23 protein-coding genes are annotated in these 22,011 nt (G+C 53.5%); 9 read left to right on the top strand and 14 right to left on the bottom strand.

All coding sequences use genetic code 11. The features are described 5' to 3' along the window. Window positions 1–15: 15 nt before the first annotated feature. The 4 genes from LBW88_RS06190 to pth form a co-directional block, all read right to left on the bottom strand. Window positions 16–1,044 (bottom strand): methionine synthase, encoded by a 1,029-nt coding sequence (locus LBW88_RS06190; RefSeq protein ID WP_224931665.1) that lies wholly within the window; start codon window positions 1,042–1,044, stop codon window positions 16–18. 27 nt (window positions 1,045–1,071) lie between these two features. After that, window positions 1,072–2,049 carry a DUF1852 domain-containing protein gene (locus LBW88_RS06185; protein WP_224931667.1) on the bottom strand — a complete coding sequence of 326 codons (978 nt, stop codon included), beginning with the start codon at window positions 2,047–2,049 and terminating at the stop codon, window positions 1,072–1,074. Window positions 2,050–2,455: 406 nt separating this feature from the next. Further along, window positions 2,456–3,547 carry a redox-regulated ATPase YchF gene (ychF, locus tag LBW88_RS06180; RefSeq protein ID WP_224931669.1) on the bottom strand — a complete coding sequence of 364 codons (1,092 nt, stop codon included), beginning with the start codon at window positions 3,545–3,547 and terminating at the stop codon, window positions 2,456–2,458. Between the two features lie 111 nt (window positions 3,548–3,658). Next, window positions 3,659–4,246, bottom strand: a complete 588-nt coding sequence (gene pth / locus LBW88_RS06175) for an aminoacyl-tRNA hydrolase (protein WP_100700780.1) — start codon at window positions 4,244–4,246, stop codon at window positions 3,659–3,661. 259 nt (window positions 4,247–4,505) lie between these two features. Between pth and ychH the strand changes: the two genes are divergently transcribed. Continuing rightward, window positions 4,506–4,781, top strand: a complete 276-nt coding sequence (gene ychH / locus LBW88_RS06170; protein WP_034824286.1) for a stress-induced protein YchH — start codon at window positions 4,506–4,508, stop codon at window positions 4,779–4,781. On the opposite strand, the gene LBW88_RS06165 is transcribed toward ychH, so the two are convergent. The 4 genes from LBW88_RS06165 to lolB all read right to left on the bottom strand — a co-directional run bounded on the left by LBW88_RS06165 (window position 4,778) and on the right by lolB (window position 8,740). Beyond that, a complete protein-coding gene (locus LBW88_RS06165; protein WP_224931671.1) occupies window positions 4,778–5,953 on the bottom strand; it encodes a sensor domain-containing diguanylate cyclase in 1,176 nt (391 codons plus the stop codon). The genes ychH and LBW88_RS06165 overlap by 4 nt on opposite strands. Before the next feature lie 224 nt (window positions 5,954–6,177). Next, the gene (prs, locus tag LBW88_RS06160; protein WP_034824282.1) at window positions 6,178–7,125 is read right to left on the bottom strand and encodes a ribose-phosphate diphosphokinase; all 948 of its coding nucleotides are present in this window, start codon (window positions 7,123–7,125) and stop codon (window positions 6,178–6,180) included. Window positions 7,126–7,262: 137 nt separating this feature from the next. Continuing rightward, complete coding sequence (gene ispE, locus LBW88_RS06155) at window positions 7,263–8,120, bottom strand: 4-(cytidine 5'-diphospho)-2-C-methyl-D-erythritol kinase (protein ID WP_224931673.1); 858 nt, start codon at window positions 8,118–8,120, stop codon at window positions 7,263–7,265. Continuing rightward, entirely contained in the window at window positions 8,117–8,740 is a 624-nt protein-coding gene (lolB, locus tag LBW88_RS06150; RefSeq protein ID WP_224932025.1) for a lipoprotein insertase outer membrane protein LolB, read from the bottom strand. Before lolB ends, ispE begins: the two co-directional genes overlap by 4 nt. Before the next feature lie 217 nt (window positions 8,741–8,957). Here lolB and hemA point away from each other — a divergent pair, with 217 nt between their 5' ends. Genes hemA through kdsA form a run of 6 tightly spaced genes read left to right on the top strand, consistent with a single transcriptional unit; the run spans window position 8,958 to window position 14,269 of the window. Further along, window positions 8,958–10,214, top strand: a complete 1,257-nt coding sequence (hemA, locus tag LBW88_RS06145; protein ID WP_224931675.1) for a glutamyl-tRNA reductase — start codon at window positions 8,958–8,960, stop codon at window positions 10,212–10,214. A gap of 41 nt (window positions 10,215–10,255) precedes the next feature. Further along, a complete protein-coding gene (gene prfA, locus LBW88_RS06140) occupies window positions 10,256–11,338 on the top strand; it encodes a peptide chain release factor 1 (RefSeq protein ID WP_224931677.1) in 1,083 nt (360 codons plus the stop codon). Continuing rightward, window positions 11,338–12,168, top strand: coding sequence for a peptide chain release factor N(5)-glutamine methyltransferase (prmC, locus tag LBW88_RS06135; protein WP_224931679.1), 831 nt, complete (start codon window positions 11,338–11,340; stop codon window positions 12,166–12,168). Before prfA ends, prmC begins: the two co-directional genes overlap by 1 nt. A 14-nt stretch (window positions 12,169–12,182) precedes the next feature. Next, window positions 12,183–12,581: a SirB2 family protein gene (locus tag LBW88_RS06130; protein WP_224931681.1), complete on the top strand. Its 399-nt coding sequence runs from the start codon at window positions 12,183–12,185 to the stop codon at window positions 12,579–12,581. Beyond that, on the top strand, window positions 12,578–13,387 hold the full coding sequence (gene sirB1 / locus LBW88_RS06125) for an invasion regulator SirB1 (protein ID WP_200569818.1): 810 nt from the start codon (window positions 12,578–12,580) through the stop codon (window positions 13,385–13,387). The genes LBW88_RS06130 and sirB1 overlap by 4 nt, the downstream gene beginning before the upstream one ends. Before the next feature lie 27 nt (window positions 13,388–13,414). Continuing rightward, the gene (kdsA, locus tag LBW88_RS06120; protein ID WP_100700770.1) at window positions 13,415–14,269 is read left to right on the top strand and encodes a 3-deoxy-8-phosphooctulonate synthase; all 855 of its coding nucleotides are present in this window, start codon (window positions 13,415–13,417) and stop codon (window positions 14,267–14,269) included. Between the two features lie 68 nt (window positions 14,270–14,337). On the opposite strand, the gene chaA is transcribed toward kdsA, so the two are convergent. After that, window positions 14,338–15,429 carry a sodium-potassium/proton antiporter ChaA gene (gene chaA, locus LBW88_RS06115; protein WP_224931683.1) on the bottom strand — a complete coding sequence of 364 codons (1,092 nt, stop codon included), beginning with the start codon at window positions 15,427–15,429 and terminating at the stop codon, window positions 14,338–14,340. 367 nt (window positions 15,430–15,796) lie between these two features. Here chaA and chaB point away from each other — a divergent pair, with 367 nt between their 5' ends. Both chaB and LBW88_RS06105 read left to right on the top strand, forming a co-directional pair. Continuing rightward, on the top strand, window positions 15,797–16,027 hold the full coding sequence (chaB, locus tag LBW88_RS06110) for a putative cation transport regulator ChaB (RefSeq protein ID WP_038646446.1): 231 nt from the start codon (window positions 15,797–15,799) through the stop codon (window positions 16,025–16,027). 238 nt (window positions 16,028–16,265) lie between these two features. Then, window positions 16,266–16,934, top strand: a complete 669-nt coding sequence (locus LBW88_RS06105; protein WP_224931685.1) for a gamma-glutamylcyclotransferase — start codon at window positions 16,266–16,268, stop codon at window positions 16,932–16,934. Here LBW88_RS06105 and LBW88_RS06100 read toward each other — a convergent pair whose 3' ends face one another. The 5 genes from LBW88_RS06100 to tagF form a co-directional block, all read right to left on the bottom strand. Continuing rightward, window positions 16,935–18,356, bottom strand: a complete 1,422-nt coding sequence (locus tag LBW88_RS06100) for a serine/threonine protein kinase (protein WP_224931687.1) — start codon at window positions 18,354–18,356, stop codon at window positions 16,935–16,937. A gap of 65 nt (window positions 18,357–18,421) precedes the next feature. After that, window positions 18,422–19,372: a hypothetical protein gene (locus LBW88_RS06095; protein ID WP_224931689.1), complete on the bottom strand. Its 951-nt coding sequence runs from the start codon at window positions 19,370–19,372 to the stop codon at window positions 18,422–18,424. A gap of 14 nt (window positions 19,373–19,386) precedes the next feature. Further along, window positions 19,387–20,163, bottom strand: coding sequence for a PP2C family protein-serine/threonine phosphatase (locus LBW88_RS06090; protein ID WP_224931691.1), 777 nt, complete (start codon window positions 20,161–20,163; stop codon window positions 19,387–19,389). Then, on the bottom strand, window positions 20,160–21,275 hold the full coding sequence (tagH, locus tag LBW88_RS06085; RefSeq protein ID WP_224931693.1) for a type VI secretion system-associated FHA domain protein TagH: 1,116 nt from the start codon (window positions 21,273–21,275) through the stop codon (window positions 20,160–20,162). The genes LBW88_RS06090 and tagH overlap by 4 nt, the downstream gene beginning before the upstream one ends. Before the next feature lie 33 nt (window positions 21,276–21,308). Then, window positions 21,309–22,007 (bottom strand): type VI secretion system-associated protein TagF, encoded by a 699-nt coding sequence (gene tagF / locus LBW88_RS06080; protein WP_224931695.1) that lies wholly within the window; start codon window positions 22,005–22,007, stop codon window positions 21,309–21,311. Between the last annotated feature and the right edge of the window lie 4 nt (window positions 22,008–22,011).

Here is a 22,011-nt window from a genome sequence, read left to right as displayed (position 1 = left end):
GTGAGTGGATCAGCATTACGCGGTGAGTTCGTTACGAACGATAGCTGCACCCGCGCTCAAGGCTTCCAGCTTACCTCTGGCAACGCGGCGCGACAGTGGCGTCATACCGCAGTTAGTAGAAGGATAAAGCTTATCGGCGTCGACAAACTTCAGCGCTTTACGCAGGGTGTCAGCCACTTCTTCTGCGGTTTCAATGGTGTTGGTCGCCACATCAATCGCACCGACCATCACTTTTTTGCCGCGAATCAGCTCAATCAGATCCATTGGCACGCGCGAATTCTGGGCTTCCAGTGAAATGATATCGATAGAAGACTTTTGCAGTTTAGGGAACACTTCTTCGTATTGACGCCACTCAGTGCCGAGGGTCTTTTTCCAGTCAGTATTCGCTTTGATGCCGTAGCCATAGCAAATGTGCACAGCGGTTTCGCACTTCAGGCCTTCAACGGCTCTTTCCAGTGCGGCAATGCCCCAGTCATTTACTTCATCGAAGAACACGTTAAATGCGGGTTCATCAAACTGAATAATATCAACACCGGCTGCTTCTAACTCTTTGGCTTCCTGGTTCAGAATTTTGGCAAATTCCCAGGCGAGTTTTTCACGGCTTTTGTAGTGACCATCATAAAGCGTATCGATCATGGTCATTGGGCCAGGCAGAGCCCACTTAATCTGTTGTTTGGTTTGCTGGCGCAAGAATTTAGCATCTTCAACAAACACCGGCTTTTTACGTACCACTTCACCGATCACGCTCGGCACGCTGGCGTCATAGCGATTGCGAATTTTCACAATCTCACGTTTTTCAAAATCAACGCCGCTGAGATGTTCAATAAAGGTGGTGACGAAATGCTGGCGCGTTTGCTCGCCATCACTGACGATATCAATGCCCGCTAATTGCTGATCCTGCAGGGATAACAGCAGAGCATCTCTTTTGCCCTCGACTAATTCATCACCCTGCAATTTCCATGGCGACCACAGCGTTTCAGGTTGAGCAAGCCAGGCCGGTTTCGGTAAGCTTCCTGCCGTTGAAGTAGGCAATAACAATTTCATAATCAATAACCTTTTATTTTGGCTTAATCAAAGAACGTAATGTGCGGACCACTGCTCAAGAATCTCTTGATAGGGTTTGATGAAGTGCTCTTCCGTAAACTTCCCCTGCTCAATTGCCAACTGGCTGCGTTCTTCTCGATCGTAAACAATGCGCGTTAAGGAATGGTCGCCATGCGCCAGGCTCGGCTGATAGCACTGGCCTGCGGCAGAGTTGGCATTGTAGATTTCAGGGCGGTAAATCTTTTGGAACGTCTCCATGGTGCTGATGGTGCCGATCAGTTCCAGATCCGTGTAATCATTCAGCAAGTCACCGGTGAAATAGAAGGCTAACGGCGCGACGCTGTTTTCAGGCATGAAATAGCGAGCCTGCAATCCCATTTTGCCGAAGTAGTGGTCGGTGAGGGACAGCTCATCTTGCTGATATTCAAAGCCCAACACTGGGTGCTGATAGTCGGTGCGGTGATAGGTGTTCTTGCTCGATACGCTCAGGCAGATCACCGGCTTTTTATTAAAGCGTTCCTGATAAGCCGCCGAGTTGACGAAGCTTTTAAAGATATTGCCGTGCAGATCACCGAAACCTTCCGGCAGGCTGAAACCGGCTTGGTTGTTATTGGCCGCCAGCAGACGAACGCTAAAATCGTAATCACGCACGTAGGATGAGAAGTTATTGCCTACGATGCCGTCGGTACGCTGCTGAGTGTGGCGATCAACAATGTTGGTTTTCAGGATTTCGATAACCGGGAAGGTTTTGCCATTGCCTTCAATATCAATTTCCGCAGAAATGATTTCCAGCTCAACGGCATAACGATCGCCTTTCGGGTTGTCCGCGTGCGCCAGAGAATTGAAACGATTGTTCATCATCATTAAGGCATTGCGCAAATTCTCCTGGCGATTGGTTCCACGTGCCAGGTTAGCGAAGTTCGTGGTGATACGCGTGCTTTCAGAAGGATTGTAATGCTCATCGAAAACACTGCTCTTAATGGAAAATGCAAAATCGTTGCTCATGATGCTCTGGTATCCTGATTTCAGCTGCAAAACCTTTCCGGCTTTAGGTGGGTAGACCTGATGCTGCGGCCTATCACCTGCGGAAGATTTCACATTGTCTTAAGTCAATAACAATGCGAATTTTATGCCAGAGTCACTCAGTGATTGAAAGTGATTAAACTTCAAAGCTGCATGAGCCAATTTCATGATCGGCTTCACACTGTGGAGCAGGGTGGTCAGAAGAGAGATTTCATGCGGAAAAGCGAGCGGTGTTTGTGGCTTAGGCTAGCGACAAAAGCGAAGTGATGGCTAATATGCCTGGAAGCGTCGCGGAAGAATTTACCTAATGAAAAATAAAAAATCCACGCCAGGCGTGGATTTTTTTAGCTGAAATTAATTCAACATGAGCAAATCATCGACTTAAAGATTAGACGTTGAACAGGAAGTTCATCACGTCGCCATCTTTCACGATGTACTCTTTACCTTCTGAGCGCATCTTGCCGGCTTCTTTCGCGCCTTGCTCACCTTTGTAGGCGACAAAGTCATCAAACGCGATGGTCTGTGCACGGATAAAGCCTTTCTCGAAGTCGGTGTGGATTTTACCGGCAGCCTGTGGCGCGGTCGCACCCACTGGGATGGTCCAGGCGCGTACTTCTTTCACGCCAGCGGTGAAGTAGGTTTGCAGGTTCAACAGCGCATAACCGGCACGGATCACGCGGTTCAGACCCGGCTCTTCCAGACCCAACTCCGCCATGAACTCTTCACGCTCTTCGTCATCCAGCTCTGCGATGTCTGATTCTACTGCTGCGCACACCGGCACCACCACAGAACCTTCGGCTTCCGCAATCGCACGCACCTGATCGAGGAACGGGTTGTTTTCAAAACCGTCTTCGTTCACGTTCGCGATATACATGGTTGGCTTCAGGGTCAGGAAGCTCAGGTAGCGGATGGCCGCTTTCTCATCAGCATCCAGCTTCAGGGCACGCAACATGCCTGCTTCTGACAGGTGCGGGAGACATTTCTCCAGCGCAGCCAGCTCAGCTTTTGCATCTTTATCGCCGCCTTTGGCTTTCTTCTGGCAGCGCTGAATCGCACGTTCACAGGTGTCGAGATCTGACAGCGCCAGCTCGGTATTGATGATATCAATATCTTCCGCTGGGTTAACTTTGCCTGAAACGTGAATGATGTTGTCATTCTCGAAGCAGCGCACCACGTGGCCGATAGCTTCGGTTTCACGGATGTTGGTCAGGAACTGGTTGCCGAGACCTTCACCTTTGGAGGCGCCTTTCACCAGACCGGCGATATCCACGAATTCCATGGTGGTAGGAACAACACGCTGTGGCTTAACGATTTCGCTCAGCTGATCGAGGCGCAGATCGGGCATTGGCACCACACCGGTGTTTGGCTCGATGGTGCAGAACGGAAAGTTGGCTGCTTCGATACCCGCTTTGGTCAGCGCGTTGAACAGGGTGGATTTACCGACGTTCGGCAGGCCCACAATACCGCATTTAAATCCCATGGTCTGATTACCTTTATCACTGAGTGTGCGGCGCTGACAGGCAGCGACGACAGATTCAAAAAATTTCGCGCATTATACACAGAATTGCCTTCTGCGGCGCGGGAATTGGGCTTAGCCAGCCTTGAACGCATGCAGGCGGTTCATCGCCTTAATTTTGTCTTCTTTCAGCCACAGCTCAGTGCAACGCACCGCTTCATCGACCGCATCATCAATCAGCTTTTGCTCGCTGGCCGGCGGTTTACCCAATACGAAGCCGGTGACCTTATTGCGATCGCCGGGATGGCCGATACCAACCCGCAAACGGTGGAAATTATTATTGTTGCCCAGTTTGCTGATGATGTCTTTCAGGCCGTTGTGTCCGCCATGACCACCACCCTGTTTAAATTTCGCCACACCCGGTGGCAGATCCAATTCGTCATGCGCCACTAAAATCTCTTCAGGCGTGATGCGATAAAACGTCGCCATTGCCGCGACCGCTTTGCCACTCAGGTTCATAAAAGTGGTGGGCACCAGCAAACGGACATCTTCACCTGCCAGCGACAGGCGTGCAGTGTAGCCGTAGAATTTCGGCTCCTCTTTCAATGACTGATTGTTCCGGTCGGCCAGCAAATCCACATACCAGGCACCCGCGTTATGACGCGTTGCGGCGTATTCAGCGCCGGGATTGGCCAGCCCCACAATCAGTTTAATGCTGCTCACGATGTTTATCCTGTCTTGCTGCGGAAAGGGCGATAGTTTACTGCCTGCAAGCGGCGATGACAAAGGGTGCTGAGCACAGATGATACCTCTGCGTGACTTATCAATTTCTATCGAAATCAAGCCTCTGGCCGTAAAGAAATGTCAGAGATTGTGAAGGATGTGTGATCCTGTCCGCAACTTAACCCGCCGTCATTGCCTAAACTTATGACAAGTTAACCATACGTGCTGTTTTGCTTTTTCATAAGGATGGAGGTGAATCATGAAACGTCAACAATGCCGCTATTTAGGTAATGGACTGATGTGTTTGGGTTTACTGACGATGGTACTTGGCGTCGGATATTCTATTATTAATCAGCTGCCTGCGTTAAACCTGCCGCAATTCCTCGCGCATGGTGCCATGTTCAGCATCTTTGTTGGTGCGCTGCTGTGGCTGGTGGGTGCACGCGTCAGTGGACGTGAGCGGGTTGAAGACCGCTACTTCTGGTTACGCCATTACGGTGACAAACGCTGTCGCCGCAATCACTCCTCGCATTAAGAGAGTGCCGCTTCCTGTATAGGCTGTAACTGCACGAAATAACGTTCGACGCGGTTACGGCCACTGGCTTTTGCACGGTATAACGCTTCATCCGCCAGGCCGAGTAAAATCGGGAAGGTATGATCGCGATGGTTAGCGGTGGCAAAGCCAATGCTCACCGTGTAGCAAACATCGTTGGGCTGCGACAGCTGTGTCGCCAATCGGATACGCTCGCACACCCGTTCCGCATCCTCGCTATTGCCCGGCAGAATCGCCGCAAACTCTTCGCCGCCCAGACGGGCAAAATGCCCCCCAGCAGGCAACAAACCCTGTACCACGTGACAAAAATCGATTAATACGCGATCACCTTGCAGATGGCCGTAACGATCGTTAATGCCTTTGAAATGGTCGAGATCAAATAGCACAGCAGTGTAAACCAGCGGTTGCGAACTACGCGTGTTACGCACCACTAATCTGTCGGCTTGCTCGAACAGAGCGCGGCGATTCCAGACGCTGGTCAGAGGATCGTGAAGCGATGCTCGTTTGTGGGCGATCTGTGTGCGCTCGTTGACCATTGCCAGAATGGTAAAAGTCAGGCCAATCACAAATAGAATGGATTCAAGAATCACGTACACCGAAAAGCTGGAACCGGCTATGGCGCCGCGTACCGGTGTGGCGATGGCATCATCCAGGAAGATACGTGCCACGTGAAACAGCAGATGGATCCACAGCAACATTTGCGCCGGCCAAAAGGTCACTTGCAGTGCATCGCGAGATTGCCATAACAAACGAATTAGCGCACCGGTGTAAATGATGCACAGCAGGCAAAGCACTAAAACGCGTTTGGGTTGGCTGGCGTAAAACGCAGGGAATGCGCAAAGAATCGCCCATAGCAGCCCGCCGGCTAACCAGCTGAACCCCAAGGGTTTATGGCAAAAAGCACGGAATGCATTCAACAGATTGCCGTAGGCCAGCAACATCACGACGTTGCCCACACCGATGGGAAGGAAGACAAATCCCGCGCTGCGCAGACTACTGAGGAACACCGCCATCAGGGTCAAGATGAGCGCCAGCGTCGTGAATCCGAGCACGCGATCGTATTGCGCACCCACCCAGGCGAAAACAAGAATAATGCTTAAAAACCCCAGCACATAGAGCTCGCAAACAAACAGCGTGTAGATGTCGAGAGTCATAGTGGTCGGAGTTCTCAAAAAAAAGTGTGGAGAAAATACCACTAATCAATGGCCCGCTAAAGCGCAGCATCGCATGTCGTTTGAAAAGAGTGTAAGGCAGGGAGAATAGCGAGTTTTAACGAAATTTATCGCGAAAATATCCGTGGCGAGAGCGGCTTAATCGGTAAATGAAGCGGATTGTTGGGAATAAAAACCGGGCACGGGGCCCGGTTTCATGCAATGTATTAATGTTCGAACATTGCGGAGATGGACTCTTCGTTACTGATACGGCGAATCGCTTCGGCCAGCATGCCAGAGAGCGTTAAGGTACGCACGATTGGCAGCGCTTTCATCTCGTCTGACAGCGGAATGGTATCGCACACGATAACCTGATCGATCACTGACTTGCGCAGGTTTTCAACCGCGTTACCAGAGAAGATTGGGTGGGTCGCGTAAGCGAAGACACGTTTCGCGCCGCGCTCTTTCAACGCTTCAGCTGCTTTGCACAGCGTACCGCCGGTGTCGATCATATCGTCGACCAGTACACAGTCACGACCTGCCACGTCACCGATGATGTGCATCACCTGAGAAACGTTCGCACGCGGGCGACGCTTATCGATGATAGCCATGTCAGTGTCATTGAGCAGCTTAGCAATAGCACGAGCACGCACTACGCCACCGATGTCTGGAGAAACCACAATCGGGTTTTCCAGGCCAATCTGCAGCATATCTTCCAGCAGTATAGGGCTACCGAACACGTTATCAACCGGGACATCGAAGAAGCCCTGAATCTGTTCGGCGTGCAGATCAACCGTCAGAACACGGTCAACACCCACGCTGGAGAGGAAATCGGCAACGACTTTGGCGGTGATTGGCACACGGGCAGAACGCACGCGGCGGTCCTGACGGGCATAACCAAAGTAAGGGATTACAGCAGTAATACGACCAGCAGAAGCCCGACGCAAGGCGTCGACCATCACAACCAGCTCCATCAGATTATCATTGGTGGGGGCACAGGTGGACTGGATGATGAAAATATCACCACCGCGTACATTTTCGTTGATCTGTACGCTTACTTCACCATCACTGAAACGGCCAACGGCGGCGTCTCCGAGGCTAGTGTAAAGGCGGTTGGCAATACGTTGTGCTAGTTCCGGGGTGGCGTTACCAGCAAATAGCTTCATATCAGGCACGAGAGGAACCTCAGGCTTGGCGTCCAGAGAATGAACGATTCAAAAGTAACCGGCGAATACTTTTGAAGCTGTTCATACGGGTGTGTTAATGCGCGTCGTGCAGTGCCTGGAACAGGGTGGCACTGTCACGCATACGCTTAGAGCCCGGAAAGGGTGCGTTGCAACGGCGAGATATTAAGCCCGCGCGCCACATATCCACAAATCCATTTCGGGGCAAGCTCCAGCACCTGACGAGCAGCGGACTCGGTGTTAAATTCAGCAAACACACAAGCTCCGGTCCCGGTCAGGCGCGACGGCGCGTATTCTAGCAGCCAGGAAAGCAGCGCATCAACCTCGCGAAAACGTTTTCTTGCCACAGCTTCACAATCATTGTGAAAAGGACGCTGTAACAGTTCATCTAATGTGCGTATCGGTGAATTGCGCGTCAGGTCAGGATCACGAAACAGATCCGGCGTGGCGATACTGACGCCAGGGTGAGCAACAAGATACCACTTCTCTGCCGGTTCGGCTGGAACAATTTGCTCGCCAACCCCTTCGGCAAACGCAGCGTGACCTCGCACAAACACCGGTACATCCGCGCCGAGTTTCACCCCAATCGTGGCTAACGCGTCTACACTCAGCCCGGTTTGCCACAAGTGGTTGAGCGCCACCAGCACGGTGGCGGCATCAGATGAACCACCGCCCAGGCCGCCGCCCATCGGCAAACGTTTCTCTAACGCAATCTGCGCGCCGGCGTTATCGGGCAGCGTACCCTGTACGGCAGCAGCCTGTTTCAATGCCTGCGCCGCCCGCACGATCAAGTTTTCGTCATCTGCTACGCCCGCTAAGGGCGTCAGCAGCGTAATCTTGCCGCTGCTGTCAGGTGTGATTTCCAACGTGTCGCCATGATCAAGAAACTGAAACAGCGTTTGCAGGTTGTGGTAGCCGTCAGGACGACGGCCCGTGATGTAGAGAAACAAGTTCAATTTAGCCGGAGCGGGCCAGGTGGTGATCATTTTGTGGTCCAGCTATCCATGCGCAGTTTGATTCGCTGACCACCTTCAGTCAGTTCAAGATTGGCCGGCAGCGGTGGATTCACTTTGCTGTCGTAATCAGAGATGTTCACTTTCCATTGCTGACCATTACGGCTGTAGTTCACACTCTGCAACTGATAGCTGCTGTTGAGCTGATAATCCGTGGCATCACCCGGCAAACCCATCATCCACTGACGCAGGTTCGCCAGCGGGATATCCATGCCAGTCAGCTGTGAAATCATCTTCTCAGCGTCATTGCTCACGTAGCGCTTGCCTTTGTTGTCGACGATTTGCACCACCGAACCTTGCGCATCCAGCTGCAACTCGGTGCTGCCAAGCGGGTTGGTTAACAACAGGCGATAACGATCGGCCGCGGTTTGCTGCCAGTTAAAGCGCGCATAGACTTTTTGCTTATCAGAGAGATAAGCAAACGCGCCGCGCGTCTGATACTGGGTAATTTTTTCAACGGCTTGTTGATGCTGCTGCCATTGTGGTGAGGTGATGCTGGGGCCAGGACCTTGTGGTTTGTTGATGCTACAAGCAGCCAGCAATACGCTGGCAAGGGGTAAAAGGCGCAACAGCTTGCGCGGGGGCAAATGCATCACGTGGTCGTCTCCTCAGACACGTTTTTACTTCGTAACCGATAACGCTAACCATCCAATACTACGCCGTCAATGCCGATGTAAGGATAATTGCGCACGATCAGTTTAATCTTATTACAGTCATAGCCTTTGTATGGCTTTTCTTGATCTGTGGCATCTTGTAGAATGCGCTTCACAAAGCCCTGACAATCATTGGGACATCCCAAGCCGAATCACCATGACGCTGCTAGCTCTCGGAATCAACCACAAAACCGCACCTGTTGCGCTGCGCGAACGCGTTGCGTTTCTGCCAGACACGCTGGATCAGGCACTTAATAGCCTGTTGTCCCAGCCGATGGTACAGAGTGGTGTGGTACTCTCTACCTGTAATCGTACTGAACTCTACCTCAGCGTGGAGCAGCAGACGGATTTGCAGGAGAGACTGGTGCGCTGGTTATGTGAGTATCACGATCTGCGCGAAGAGGATGTACGTGCCAGCCTATACTGGCATCAGGACAACGCCGCCGTCAGCCATCTGATGCGCGTTGCCAGTGGTCTCGACTCACTGGTGTTGGGTGAGCCACAAATTCTTGGTCAGGTTAAAAAAGCCCATGCTGACTCCTCTCGCGACCATGCGCTGAGCAGTGAGCTGGAGCGCATGTTCCAGAAAACCTTCTCCGTCGCCAAGCGCGTGCGTACTGAAACCGAAATCGGTGCCAGCGCGGTCTCTGTTGCCTTCGCTGCCTGTTCTCTGGCACGTCAAATCTTCGAATCACTCAGCACGGTCAACGTGTTGCTGGTGGGTGCCGGTGAAACCATCGAACTGGTGGCACGTCATCTGCGCGAGCATAAAGTGCAGAAGTTGATGATTGCTAACCGCACCCGCGAACGTGCGCAGTTGCTGGCCGATGAAGTGGGCGCCGAAGTGATTGGTTTGGGCGACATTGAGACGCGTCTTGCCGATGCGGACATTATCATCTCTTCTACCGCCAGCCCGCTGCCGATTATCGGTAAAGGGATGGTGGAACGTGCGTTGAAAGCACGCCGCAATCAGCCGATGCTGCTGGTGGATATCGCCGTACCGCGTGATGTCGAACCTGAAGTGGGCAAGCTGGCGAACGCCTATTTGTACAGCGTCGATGACCTGCAAGCGATCATTGAGCAGAACATGGCGCAGCGCAAAGCCGCCGCCGTTCAAGCGGAAAGCATTGTGGTGCAGGAAAGTGGCGAGTTTATGTCGTGGCTGCGGGCACAAAGCGCCGGTGACACCATTCGTGAATACCGTTCGCAGGCCGATGACGTTCGCGCTGAGTTACAGGAGCGTGCGTTAGCCGCACTGCGCCAGGGCGCGGATGCAGAAAAAGTATTGCAGGAGTTAGCGCACAAGCTGACCAATCGTCTTATTCATGCACCAACCAAATCACTGCAGCAGGCCGCGCGCGATGGCGATAGCGAACGCCTGCAGATCTTACGTGACAGCCTCGGTTTAGAGTAATCTGGTCTGTCACGACCTATCACTGGGATACCCTCTATTACATGAAGAGCTCTATTGTTGCCAAGCTGGAAGCCCTCCAGGAACGCCACGAAGAAGTGGAAGCGTTACTGGGCGATGCCGGCGTAATTGGCGATCAGGAACGTTTTCGCGCGTTATCACGCGAATATGCACAGTTGACCGATGTGACTCATTGCTTCCGCGACTGGCAGCAGGTGCAGGAAGATATCGAAACAGCTGAAATGATGCTCGACGATCCTGAAATGCGTGAAATGGCTAACGAAGAGTTAAAGATTTCGCGTGAGAAACGTGAAGTCCTGGAGCAGCAGCTTCAGGTACTGCTGCTGCCAAAAGATCCCGATGATGAGCGTTCCTGTTTTGTTGAAGTGCGCGCCGGAACCGGCGGTGACGAAGCGGCGATCTTCGCGGGCGATCTGTTCCGTATGTACAGCCGTTATGCCGAAGCACGCCGCTGGCAGGTAGAAATCATCAGCGCCAACGAAGGCGAACACGGCGGCTACAAAGAAGTGATCGCGCGTATTATCGGCGATGGTGCGTACGGGCGCTTAAAGTTCGAGTCGGGCGGCCATCGCGTACAGCGCGTGCCGGAAACCGAATCACAGGGTCGTATTCATACTTCCGCCTGCACCGTGGCGGTAATGCCGGAATTGCCAGAGGCAGAAATGCCGGAAATCAACGCGGGCGATCTGAAAATCGATACCTTCCGCTCTTCAGGCGCGGGTGGTCAGCACGTTAATACCACCGACTCGGCGATTCGTATTACTCACTTGCCAACCGGTATTGTGGTTGAGTGCCAGGACGAACGTTCTCAGCACAAAAACAAAGCCAAAGCGCTGGCCGTATTGGGTGCGCGTATTCATGCCGCCGAAACTGCCAAACGTAACGCTGCCGAAGCCTCAACCCGTCGTAACCTGTTGGGCAGCGGCGATCGTTCGGATCGTAACCGCACTTACAACTTCCCGCAGGGCCGTGTTACCGATCATCGTATCAACCTGACGTTGTACCGCCTGGATGAAACCATGGAAGGTAAACTGGATACGCTGATCGAGCCGATTGTGCAGGAGTATCAGGCCGATCAGCTGGCCGCGCTGGCTGGACAAGACTGATGTTGATTCGCCACTGGCTTAAGCACGCAGTGGTCGCGCTCTGTGGTGGAGATAGCCCGAAACGGGATGCGGAGATTTTGCTGGGATTTGTCACCGGAAAATCACGCAGCTGGCTGGTGGCGTTTGACGATCATGAACTCGACGCTGCTCAGCTTGCCCAACTCGATGCGCTGCTGGCGCGTCGGGTGAAAGGCGAGCCGATTGCGCATCTGGTGGGCGAGCGGGAATTCTGGTCGCTGCCATTGCGCGTCAATGATGCCACCTTAATTCCCCGTCCGGATACCGAAGTGCTGGTGGAACAGGCGCTCTTACGCATTCCCGCAACACCATCTTCATTGCTTGATCTTGGCACTGGCACCGGAGCCATTGCGTTAGCGCTGGCGAGTGAACGTCCTGACTGCCAGGTGTTGGGCTGCGACCGTATCCCAGCAGCCGTGGCGCTGGCGGAAGAGAACGCCCAGCGTCTGCACATCAGCAATGCGCGTTTCCAGCTCAGCCACTGGTTCAATGACATTCCCGCCCAGCGTTTCGATCTCATCGTCAGTAACCCTCCTTACATTGATGCCGCCGATGAACATCTGCAGCAGGGAGATGTGCGCTTTGAACCGCTCAGCGCGCTGGTTGCGGATGAGGCAGGGCTGGCCGATCTACGTTTGATTATTCAAAGCGCTCTGCAGTGGTTGCAGCCCGGTGGCTGGCTGTTGCTGGAGCACGGCTGGCAGCAGGATAAAGCGGTGCGCGAGATCATGACGCAGCACGGCTATCAGCAGGTCAGCAGCATTAACGATTATGGCGGCAATCCGCGCGTCACACTTGGGCAATTTTTTTGATTTAAGGAAGCATGATGGCAAGTTGGTATCCGCTGATTAAACATTTCCACCTCCTCACCGTTGCCCTCACCATCAGCTTGTTTTTGCTGCGTTTCTACTGGCTAACCACAGGTTCGGCGATGCTTCAGCGCCGCTGGGTACGCATCGCGCCGCATATTAATGACACCTTTTTACTGCTCAGTGGCGTATTGCTGGTGGTGATTACGCACTTTTATCCGTTCTCACCGCAAGGAAGCTGGCTGACGGAGAAGCTGTTAGGGGTTATTATCTACATCGCCTTAGGTTCCGTGGCATTGAGCCGTCGCCCACGCAAGATGGGGACACGTTGGATCGCTTGCCTGATTGCAATCGTAGCATTGCTGTTTGTGATTAAGCTGGCGATGACCAAAATGCCGTTAATGGGGATAGTATGACCTCGCCAGAGCTAGTTGATTACAGTGAAACACCGTTGAGTGAAGCGGTGATTGGTGCGACCTGCGCCATACGCAATGATTTTTCTGCGCCTTCCGTCCAGCAGCAGCTGGCGGCATTAGTTGAAGAAGCACGGGATTACGTCAGCAGCGAACAGGATGCCGACTTGCAGCTGAGTAAGCTGCTTGAGTTGTTTTATCGTCAATGGGGATTTGGGGGCGCTAGCGGCGTCTACAATTTGTCCGACGCGCTGTGGATCGATAAAGTACTGAAGAGCCGACAGGGCACCGCGGTGTCGCTGGGTGTGATTCTGCTGCACATCGCCGATGAACTGGAGCTGCCGCTGATCCCGGTGATTTTCCCTACCCAGTTGATTCTGCGCGCAGACTGGCTGGACGGTGAAATGTGGTTGATCAACCCTTTCAACGGCGAAACGCTGGATACGCATACGCTGGAAGTGTGGCTCAAGGGCAACATCAGCCCAACCGCAAAGCTCTACAATGACGATCTGGATGAAGCCAAAACCATCAACGTGATGCGTAAAATGCTGGATACGTTGAAGGCGGCGCTGATGGAAGAGAAGCAGATGGAGCTGGCGCTGAATGTCAGCCAGGTTTTACTGCAGATTGATCCCGATGACCCGTATGAAATCCGCGATCGGGGTTTAATCTACGCTCAGCTTGAGTGTGAACACATCGCGCTGACCGATTTGACCTATTTCGTTGAACAGTGTCCAGAAGACCCGGTCAGCGAAATGATTAAAGTGCAGATTCACGCAATTGAACAGAAACAGGTGACGCTGCACTAAGCGTCATCTCGACAATAAGGAAAGGGCATGACTCAGAAAGTTGTAAATATCGGCGATATCAAGGTCGCAAACGATCTGCCATTTGTTCTCTTTGGCGGTATGAACGTGCTGGAATCGCGCGACCTCGCCATGCGTATTTGCGAACACTATGTAAAAGTGACCGACAAGCTCGGTATCCCTTACGTGTTCAAAGCTTCTTTTGACAAAGCTAACCGCTCTTCCATCAAATCCTACCGTGGTCCGGGTCTGGAAGAGGGCATGAAGATTTTCCAGGAGCTGAAACAGGCTTTCGGCGTGAAAATCATCACTGACGTGCATGAAGCTTCTCAGGCGCAGCCGGTAGCGGATGTGGTGGATGTGATTCAGCTGCCTGCTTTCCTGGCGCGTCAGACCGATCTGGTGGAAGCGATGGCGAAAACCGGTGCGGTGATCAACATCAAGAAACCTCAGTTCGTCAGCCCAGGCCAGATGGGTAACATTGTCGATAAATTCGCGGAAGGCGGTAACGACAAAGTGATCCTGTGCGACCGTGGCAGCAACTTCGGTTATGACAACCTGGTTGTCGATATGCTGGGCTTCAACGTGATGAAGAACGTCACCAATAATAGCCCGGTGATCTTCGACGTGACCCACGCACTGCAGACGCGCGATCCGTTCGGTGCGGCTTCAGGTGGACGTCGTGCGCAGGTAGCTGAACTGGCTCGCGCCGGTATGGCCGTAGGCATCGCCGGTCTGTTTATTGAAGCGCACCCAGAGCCGAACAGCGCGAAATGCGACGGTCCATCCGCGCTGCCGCTGGATAAGCTGGAGCCATTCCTGGCACAGATGAAAGCGATTGATGATTTGGTGAAGAACTTCCCTGAGCTGGATACCAGCAACTAATTGCGCTATCCAGATGTAAGAAAGGCGCCGATGGGCGCCTTTTTTTTGCTTCGAACGGGGTAGAAGGGTTACAGCATAATCGTCAGTAAATAACCCGCAAATAGAGCCAGATGCGCGGCGCCATTCAGTACATTGGTACGTCCGGTTGAGAACGAGATATGGCACAGGATTAGCGCGGCACTCATGATCACCATCTGCGGTGGCTCAAGGCCAAACACTAATTGCTGGTCCGTCAGCGTCGCGATAATGCTTACAGCAGGCACGGTCAGTGAAATCGTCGCTAACACCGAACCAAAGAACAGGTTCATGGCACGCTGCACCTGATTCATCAATACCGCTTTAATTGCTCCCAAGCCCTCTGGTGACAGAATCAGCAGCGCAACCAGGAAACCGGTAAACTGCTGAGGCGCGTTCAGTTCGGTCAGCAGGTTTTCCAGCGGGTTGGCGTTCATTTTGGTGACGCTAATCACCGCGATTAGATGAATGATCAACCAGACCGTATGCCACAGCGAACTATGCGCAGAAGGTTTACCGTGATGAGGATCGCCATCATCCCCGTCATCCTCGTGCTCGTAAACAAACAGGCTCTGATGCGTTTTGGTCTGAATCAGCAGGAACACGCCGTACATGGCAGCGGAGATCGCGGCAATGATCAGCGCCTGCGCGGTGGTGAAATTGCCGCCTGGTAGCGCATTGGGGAACACCAACACCAGAATCGCCAGCGGGAAGATGGCGATCATGTATTGCTTCACGCCCGCCAGGTTAACGTACTGGGTAGCGAATTTGCGTCCGCCGAGCAGCAGCGCAAAGCCCACCAGACCGCCGGTCACAATCATGATGATGGAGTAAAGCGTGTCGCGCATCAGCGCTGGGGCAGCATCGCCGGTGGCCATCAGAGCGGAGATCAGGCTGACCTCCAGAATCACCACGGACAAACTGAGAATCAGCGAGCCATAGGGTTCACCCAGGCGGTGTGCCAGCACGTCGGCGTGGCGCACGACGCTAAAGGCACTGAAAAGAATCGCCACCAGTGCCAACAGGTTGATGCCGATAACCGGCAATAATGCCGTCTGACTGCCAAAGAAACTCAGCACCGTCAGCGCGACAATCGGGAAAATCAGTGAGTACTCGGTGTGTCGGGTTTTCTCATGTGTAGGCATTCACCATCCTCTCCGGCAAAAAGAACAAAACAGGCGATCAGTGCCTGATAAATATAATGACTTTTCTGACGCAGCGCAGTGTAACTTTTCAACAGTTGTGTTTCAGGCTTTTTACGCGACTTTACTTAATCATATTTTTGATGCTAATGCGTTAAAAGAGTAACTTATCATTCAATAACATCTATTATTCATCTTGTTGAAAATCGATAATCTCATTCCTTTGACAAAATAATGCCTATTTTTATCTGATTTGAATGCGATTTATTGGCGCTTTGATGATTAAAAAAATCTTGTGTAACTAAAGTACATGTTTGCAATTTTTCTGCGCTCTTCCAGACTTAATAAGAACCTTAAATCAGGAGGAATTATGCCGTATTCATCCAATCGTGAATTGCCTGACAGCGTGCGCCATGTCCTGCCAAATCACGCTCAGACCATTTATCAAAAGGCGTTCAACAGCGCCTGGGATCAGTATAAAGATGAAGAAGACCGCCGTGGTGATGAATCACGTGAGCAGGTTGCGCACAAAGTTGCCTGGGCAGCCGTTAAGCATGAGTACGCCAAAGGCGATGACGACAAATGGCATCCTAAGCATTAACCTCTCTCGCGGGTCATGTCGACCCGCTTCACGCTTTTCATTCCCTTATTCAAGTTATCTACCAGGCAGCCGATGCTATTTACAAAGAATTTCCCCTTTGTGATCGGGGTCAATCTTGAAACTTTTGTTAAAAATGCATTAATGTCTTCTCTTAAGTCGACGCAACGCGTGTTGCCTGTAAGACATCATCTTTGAGGAGCCGAACCGACAGGATGTCAGTGCAGTAGAGGAGGTCGCATTGTTAACCCGGGAATTTCTATTAAAAGCGGATTGTAAAACATCGTTTGGTGATATCGACGAAGCGCTGCTGTGGAGCTGTGAAAAGCGTGCCGCGTCGCTCGCTGCCACGCTGGCTTGTCGCCCTGACCAAAGCCCGGTGTGGATTTTTGGTTATGGCTCCCTGATGTGGAACCCGGTTTTTGAGGCGGAAGAAGTGGCGTCCGGTCGACTGGAAGGCTGGCATCGTGCTTTCTGTCTCCGTCTGACGGCTGGCAGGGGTACAGTCTCTACGCCGGGTCGCATGCTGGCGCTGAAAGAGGGCGGTGCAACCAGCGGTCTGGCTTTTCGTTTGCCCGAATCGCGCCTGCATGACGAGCTGGAATTGCTGTGGAAGCGCGAGATGATCACCGGCTGCTATCTGCCAACCTGGTGTGAACTGGAACTGGATGATGCACGCAAAGTGACGGCGCTGGTGTTTATCATGGATCCGCGCCACCCGCTGTATGAAGCGGATTCCTGTCGCAGCACTATCGCACCGCTGATTGCTCAGGCCAGCGGACCGCTCGGCACCAATGCTCAGTATCTCTACTCGCTTGAACAAGAGTTGGGTAAACGCGGCATGCAGGAAGATGCCTTGACGCGTCTGGCCGCTGAGGTGAGGGCGCTGCAGCAATCCGCAGCGCGTTAATTACGGCTTACCCGGATTAATCAGCCAGGTTCCGGGTTTGTCGATGGTCAGTGTTTGGCTCATCACCTGGCTGCCACTGTGCACTTCAATTCGATATTTTCCCGCCGCCAGGTTGAGTGAAGCAAAACCACTGCTGGCGGGTTTCACATCCTTCGCTTCGCCGTTTAGCAGCACTTTTTCGCCATCCTGTAAACGCAGATAGACGGTCGCCAGACTTGGCGCGCTGCCTGCTGCACTAGTATTGGCCACCGGCGCTGATGCAGAAGGCGCTGCGGCGATCGGTGCCGTTTCACTGTGGCGATTGGTTTTCCACACCACCACCACGACGGCCAAAATGGCAATGGCAGCAGCGGCCACCAGGCCGGGTGAAAGGCGGCGCACGTTGCGCGGCGTGACGGGTTCAATCGCGGCAGCCGCGTGATTCACCGCCATTACCTGTGGTTCAGGCACCGGAGCGGCGACGGGTTCAGGCGCTGGAGCTGGAGCTTCAACCGCCACCGGGAAGGTGGTCACCAGCGCTTCAACATCGCTCACCGGCAAATCGATCAGGCTGGCAAACGCATCAATACTCTGTGGGCGATCGCCGGGTTTCATTGCCAGCGCGCAGTCGATAGCGTGCAGTAGCGGCAGCGAATAGCCTGCTGGCTTGCGTTCAACCAGTGGCTGATAGTTATCTTCGATGCAGCGCACCACGCTGACAGGAGGCGCATGGCCGGTAATCAGATTGTGCAGCACCGCGCCGAGCGCATAGATATCGGTCCAGGGGCCTTGCTCAACTTCGCCTTCTTCGCTGTATTGCTCAATCGGGGCAAAGCCAGGCTTCAGCATGATCTCGGTTTCATCGGAGAGATTCCCGATCTCCTTACGCGCTGAACCAAAATCGAGTAACACCGGCAGCTGATTTTCCTGAATCTGGATGTTATCCAGCGAAATATCACGGTGCAGATAACCGGCGGCATGAATGGTGTTAATCGCGCCAAACAGCGGCGGTAACAGGCGACGAATCCAGGACTCGTCGATACTGTCCGGGCTGGTCACCTGCCACTCTTTGAGCGTCATCCCGCTGTAGTAGAGCGTGCCCATGTAGGCGGTATCGTTCTCTTCCCAGAACCGCAGCACGTGCAGCAGGCCAGGATGATTGAAGCGCGCCAGCAGACGGGCTTCCTGAATAAAGCTATTACGTCCAGCGTTAAACAGTTTCTGGAAGCGCTCGCCGCGCAACTCCAGTGACAGATCCGCGCCACGCACCGCGAGCGAAACCGGCATGTACTCTTTGATGGCGATGGTGCGTTCAAGCTGATGGTCCCAGGCACGATAAACAATGCCAAAGCCGCCGCCGCCAATCACTTCCTTGATTTCAAATTCATTAAACCGGTAACCCGCAGGCAGGGCATTCGGTGTGTGGTTTTCGTTTGCCGACATAGTGAACTCTCTGAACACGTCCTGTAGCGCCTGGCAGTCTGTTGACGTCAGGCGACGACCGCTAATTAATTAATGTTACGCCAGGCACCAATCGCCGGATCGGCAAGATCCGCATGCAGGGTGTCAATCAGTAACACAGTCACTTTTTGCTGTGGCATAAACTGCGACGACCATGCGCCGCGTAAAGTTTCAACCCGACTCTTCACCGCATCACTATCCTGACCTGCTGTCTTATCCATTTTGATCAGCAGGTTGCCAGTGAATCGCCACACATGTTGCTGGCTGTCAAACGGCAGCACTAACCAGCTATCCTCGGCATCCGGACGCGTCACAATCATGCGCTGTTTATTCACCGCCACCACTTCCAGTGCCGGGCCGCTGAGCTTGAGGTTAGCAATTGGATAGCCCTGATAGAAATTCACCGCCAGAGAGCGCGTTTTGTCACCGCTCATCAGGGTTAATTCACTTGGGCCTTCCAGCCAGCCCTCCGTGGAGCAGTGTTGCTGCGGGTTATCCGGAATAAACAGCGAGTCGCCGTTTTCGTCCCAGGAGGTACGGAAATGGCAACCCGCCGGTAAAGCGAAGTGCTGCAACGGGGTGTTATCTGCCGGGCGCGAGAGATCCAGCGGGGCGGCATTGCTGGCACTGGCGCTGGCGGTGGCATCGTTAATCACGATTGGCCGCCAGTTCTGGAGTTTTGCTGCGCTGCCGTTGGCCAGAACGCTGCCGTCTTTATTGGTCATCTGCCACGGGATTTCATCCAGCGTACCGCATTGATTCGCCAGCAGCGTGCCGACGCGCGGCAGGAAGCTGGTCAGAATGCTGGAATCGGTGCTTTTGCCGGAAACAATACGCAACGGCAAAGTCTCTTTGCACCAGTCGTTGGGTGAATTGCTGGCCACATTATCGATATAGACTTCAAGCGACAAACTCGGCGAATAGACCACGCGATAATCATCAGCTTGCGCATTTAGAGCCAGCAACAAGGTCGCTAAGCCCGGCAACCACACTTTCATAAGGGTCCTTGGGATCAATAACGTGTCGGCAGAAAACGTGCCGCATCAGCCTGGGAATAAAGCAGCGTCGCTTCCTGCGGTTCGCCAATCCAGATTGCCAGAGCGCTAAGATTGTCGCTTTTTACACTGCGGTTAACGGCTTGTTCCATCAACGTCAGCCACTCTTCGCAGGCATTGACCATGCGCAGGGCTTGTTCCATCTCGTGAGTGGTCAGATTGAGCCAAAACCCGTCCGTGCAGACGAGAAACGCATCGCCATCGGTTAATGAAATCACTTCACTAAAGGTGGCTGGACGTGCAGGCTCAACGCCGAGTGCATTATAGAGTAAATTACTGTTAATTCCGGTATTTTCATAGCCTGCTTCACGCAGTTGCTGGGCCAGGCTATGGTCACGTGTCACCTGGCTTAACACCCCGTGGCGGAAGTGATAAACCCGGCTGTCACCAGCATGCGCCCACCATGCGCGCTGCGTCTCGCGGTCAATAAACAGCGCGGCAAGCGTGGTGCTCATGCGTGCATATTTCGGATTCTTTCCCTGCGCCTCAAGTAGCACCTGCTGGCAGTGTTCAATCGCTGCGCGGGTGCTTTCGGGAGTAAACGTCGAAATGTTGTGCAACTGCTTCAGCAATGTATCCCGTACGAGTTGTGCCGCTTTATCACCACCAGGTAATCCAGCCACACCATCGCACACTAAAAAGCAGGCTTTGTGTTCATCGAGTTCAGCACCGGTGCGGTCTTGATTTTCATCGCGCAATCCTTGCTGACAGCGGCTGGCAAACATCATTTTCATGCGTCTTCAGTCCGTGTCTGGGAATCTTTATACTGATTCACTTCCATGTCATAGGCATGCAGGAAGGCTTCCCCGAACAGGGTGTGGAAGTCATCTTCAATTTCGCCTGCGGTGCGCTGGTAGTGGCGTGAGAAGTAATCCCACAATGCGGCTTTGCGTCCACTGTTAAAGGGCAGCTTAGGCAACACGCCATCTTTGCGTGCTTCTTCTTCCAGGCGTTGCGGATTGAAGGATTGCAGCATCGCCGCAATGATGGCGCGAATACCGGCAATCATCCCCAGCTGATGCGCCTGCAAATCCACCAGTGCATCACGCACCGCGGCTTCTGGCGGCATAAAACCGGGCATCTGACTCTGATAAATCTGCATCAACACCGTTTTACCCGAAGGCAAAATCTTAAACGGATTGTTCGCCTCATTGAGGATCATCGTCATGTCGGCTTTCACGCCGCGTTTGAGGATCGAGCGCGAAGAGAGCAGGGCAACTGTGCCTTGCGAGAACAGGCTCAGCATGCGACCAGTCACGCGCATTTGCTCTTCGGTGATCGGCGTGTGGTGGCCATTATTCAGCCCCATACCTTCCAGCAGTGCGGCCAGCAGTTTGTCCTGATCGGCTTGAGGTAAGGTGGCGGGTACGGCAGGTGCATCACTTTGCGGATCGATGCCCAGTCGTGGGTCAGTTCGGCGCTCCTGACGCGCCGCAGTGGCTTCCGGCACAACCTCGAATGGCTGCTGCATGCCGAGAGGATCGGCAGCGCTGTCCGCGAAGAACGCAAGCGGGTCATCCTGCTGGGTGCTCTGGCAGGCAGGATCGCGCACTTCAAGACCATAATCGCCGATTTGTAGCGCATCACCATGCTGGAGTTGTACTTGTGAACCGCGCTGCAGTGCCACGCCGTTCAGTACTACCGAGGTCACGCTACCCTGATTGGTCAGGCGGCACTCGCCTTCCGGGGAGATATGCACCAACGCCTGCAAGCGAGAAATAGCACGTGATTCGTCAGGCAACACCAGATCGTTATCCTGGCTGCGGCCAATGGTTCCCCCAGGCGGCTTAAAAGCGACCGTCTTTGCTGGCACATCCGTATTGCACTGCACAATGGTAAATTGCATGAGTCATCCTGTTAACAAGGAAAACGCTGCGGCCTATTCAAACATGGGTGGATAGAGGCCGTTGCGTCCCGGCTGTGCACCTGCCGCCGGGTTAAACAGTAACGCAAAAAGTTGCGCGGTGAGCGGCCCACTGTGTTTATGTGTGGCGTGGGCAAAACCGTCACTGCGATTACTCCACCAGTAGCTAATGTGCTGCTGAGGATCAAATTTGTCCGCCACTTCACGCCAGCTCAGCGTGCAGGGCAGATCATCAAAACCAATCACATCCATAATGTCGCTGCGCTGATTTTCCGGGACCATCAGCGGCGTCACGCGCTGCATCTGCTGCTCCATCGCATCGGGATTCAGCCGGTCACGGACGCCGCGCAACAGCAGCGAGCCCAGATCCTGGAACCATTCACCCGACATCGCCAGTTGCGCGCTGTGCCAGTGGCTGATCGGAAAGCTGCGCAGTGCCAGCAACGGCCAGGTGCGCCCCACGCGATCACACGAGGGCAGCAAACAGCCCATCTGTACCTGCTGACGCAGCGGCGACAGCGGCAAAACAAAATTCCAGACGGGTGCGCGCAGAAACAGCTGAGTGGTGGCATCGGGTTGCTGATGCCAGTGCATGAGCCCCTGTTGAAACCAATGGCTCCAGGGCGTCACGGTATTCTCACTCAGGCGCTGGCGCAGGAAATCACCGGTGGCCGGCAATTTGCCGTACCAACCCGGCGCGGTGTGCGTCGCCATTGTT

Origin of the sequence: Pantoea sp. alder81, assembly GCF_020179835.1 — a bacterium.
GTDB lineage: Bacteria > Pseudomonadota > Gammaproteobacteria > Enterobacterales > Enterobacteriaceae > Pantoea.
This window is presented reverse-complemented; position numbering and strand designations above follow the sequence as displayed.

Excerpts from the sequence above, each read along its gene's own strand:
- LBW88_RS06100 (WP_224931687.1), bottom strand. The coding sequence starts at position 18,356 with ATGTCGGCAAACGAAAACCACACACCGAATGCCCTGCCTGCGGGTTAC.
- tagH (WP_224931693.1), bottom strand. The coding sequence starts at position 21,275 with ATGCAATTTACCATTGTGCAGTGCAATACGGATGTGCCAGCAAAGACG.
- chaB (WP_038646446.1), top strand. The coding sequence starts at position 15,797 with ATGCCGTATTCATCCAATCGTGAATTGCCTGACAGCGTGCGCCATGTC.
- kdsA (WP_100700770.1), top strand. The coding sequence starts at position 13,415 with ATGACTCAGAAAGTTGTAAATATCGGCGATATCAAGGTCGCAAACGAT.
- lolB (WP_224932025.1), bottom strand. The coding sequence starts at position 8,740 with ATGCATTTGCCCCCGCGCAAGCTGTTGCGCCTTTTACCCCTTGCCAGC.
- sirB1 (WP_200569818.1), top strand. The coding sequence starts at position 12,578 with ATGACCTCGCCAGAGCTAGTTGATTACAGTGAAACACCGTTGAGTGAA.
- LBW88_RS06130 (WP_224931681.1), top strand. The coding sequence starts at position 12,183 with ATGGCAAGTTGGTATCCGCTGATTAAACATTTCCACCTCCTCACCGTT.
- ispE (WP_224931673.1), bottom strand. The coding sequence starts at position 8,120 with ATGATCACCACCTGGCCCGCTCCGGCTAAATTGAACTTGTTTCTCTAC.
- hemA (WP_224931675.1), top strand. The coding sequence starts at position 8,958 with ATGACGCTGCTAGCTCTCGGAATCAACCACAAAACCGCACCTGTTGCG.
- LBW88_RS06090 (WP_224931691.1), bottom strand. The coding sequence starts at position 20,163 with ATGAAAATGATGTTTGCCAGCCGCTGTCAGCAAGGATTGCGCGATGAA.
- LBW88_RS06165 (WP_224931671.1), bottom strand. The coding sequence starts at position 5,953 with ATGACTCTCGACATCTACACGCTGTTTGTTTGCGAGCTCTATGTGCTG.
- tagF (WP_224931695.1), bottom strand. The coding sequence starts at position 22,007 with ATGGCGACGCACACCGCGCCGGGTTGGTACGGCAAATTGCCGGCCACC.
- LBW88_RS06095 (WP_224931689.1), bottom strand. The coding sequence starts at position 19,372 with ATGAAAGTGTGGTTGCCGGGCTTAGCGACCTTGTTGCTGGCTCTAAAT.
- prmC (WP_224931679.1), top strand. The coding sequence starts at position 11,338 with ATGTTGATTCGCCACTGGCTTAAGCACGCAGTGGTCGCGCTCTGTGGT.
- LBW88_RS06190 (WP_224931665.1), bottom strand. The coding sequence starts at position 1,044 with ATGAAATTGTTATTGCCTACTTCAACGGCAGGAAGCTTACCGAAACCG.
- LBW88_RS06185 (WP_224931667.1), bottom strand. The coding sequence starts at position 2,049 with ATGAGCAACGATTTTGCATTTTCCATTAAGAGCAGTGTTTTCGATGAG.
- chaA (WP_224931683.1), bottom strand. The coding sequence starts at position 15,429 with ATGCCTACACATGAGAAAACCCGACACACCGAGTACTCACTGATTTTC.
- ychH (WP_034824286.1), top strand. The coding sequence starts at position 4,506 with ATGAAACGTCAACAATGCCGCTATTTAGGTAATGGACTGATGTGTTTG.
- prfA (WP_224931677.1), top strand. The coding sequence starts at position 10,256 with ATGAAGAGCTCTATTGTTGCCAAGCTGGAAGCCCTCCAGGAACGCCAC.
- ychF (WP_224931669.1), bottom strand. The coding sequence starts at position 3,547 with ATGGGATTTAAATGCGGTATTGTGGGCCTGCCGAACGTCGGTAAATCC.